Origin of the sequence: Vibrio genomosp. F10 str. 9ZD137 (assembly GCF_049974785.1) — a bacterium.
Classification (GTDB): Bacteria; Pseudomonadota; Gammaproteobacteria; order Enterobacterales; family Vibrionaceae; genus Vibrio.
Window position 1 is genome coordinate 1 of record NZ_JBNGCJ010000856.1, and the last position, 908, is coordinate 908.

Consider the following 908-nt stretch of genomic DNA (forward strand, 5'->3'; position numbering starts at 1 on the left):
GAGCGACAACGGCGATGATGGCAATTGCAATCGTGATCATTACATTTTCACCAAACCAGTAAAGCCCATAAAGGCGAGCGACATTAACCCTGCGGTAATCATGGCAATGGATGCACCTTTAAACGGGCCAGGTACATCCGCGGCTGCAATTCGTTCTCTCATTGAAGCAAAAAGGATCAGGACGAGTGAAAATCCAGCCGCCGCCCCAAAACCATAGATGATAGATTCGATAAAGTTATGGTTTTCGATAATGTTGAGCAGAGCAACCCCTAATACCGCACAGTTGGTTGTAATCAGCGGCAAAAAGATCCCTAGCAGTCGATACAGCGTAGGGCTGGTTTTGTGCACCACCATTTCCGTGAATTGGACAACCACGGCGATGACTAAAATGAAGCTCATTGTCCGCAGGTATTCGATACCAAGCGGAGCCAGCAAATAGTTTTCGACCAGGTACGAGCAAACCGACGCAAGTGTTAGCACAAACGTGGTTGCTAAACCCATGCCTATTGCGGTTTCCAGTTTTTTTGATACGCCCATAAATGGACATAGCCCGAGAAACTTTACCAGTACAAAATTGTTCACCAGCACAGTGCCAATCAACAATAAAAAATATTCGGTCATAATTGTATTTATTTGAAATTCCGATCCCAATATTATCGTGCTTTGCCAAGCTAATAACAACTCACGAACAGTAAGGTTTTACTGATTTAGAGTAAATAATTGAATAAATAGCGTGTCTGGTTTTTTTTGCGGCGATAAAACGCCCTATTAGAAGGTACTTAGCGTCAAACCGATAAGATTTAACTGGGCATGAGAAATTGATTCGGAAAACAGAAATGAAAAAGGCCCAGTCAAAAGACTGGGCCTTAAAATTTGGCTCCCCCTGCAAGACTTGAACTTGCGACATA

1 protein-coding gene is annotated in these 908 nt (G+C 43.3%); it reads right to left on the bottom strand.

Annotated features, from left to right (window positions below):
- Positions 1-39: 39 nt before the first annotated feature.
- The gene (gene rsxA, locus ACP45E_RS19300) at positions 40-621 is read right to left on the bottom strand and encodes an electron transport complex subunit RsxA (protein ID WP_017034298.1); all 582 of its coding nucleotides are present in this window, start codon (positions 619-621) and stop codon (positions 40-42) included.
- Positions 622-908: the final 287 nt, after the last annotated feature.

Bases quoted from the DNA above. Each gene is read 5' to 3' on its own strand.
- rsxA (WP_017034298.1), bottom strand. From the start codon at position 621: ATGACCGAATATTTTTTATTGTTGATTGGCACTGTGCTGGTGAACAAT.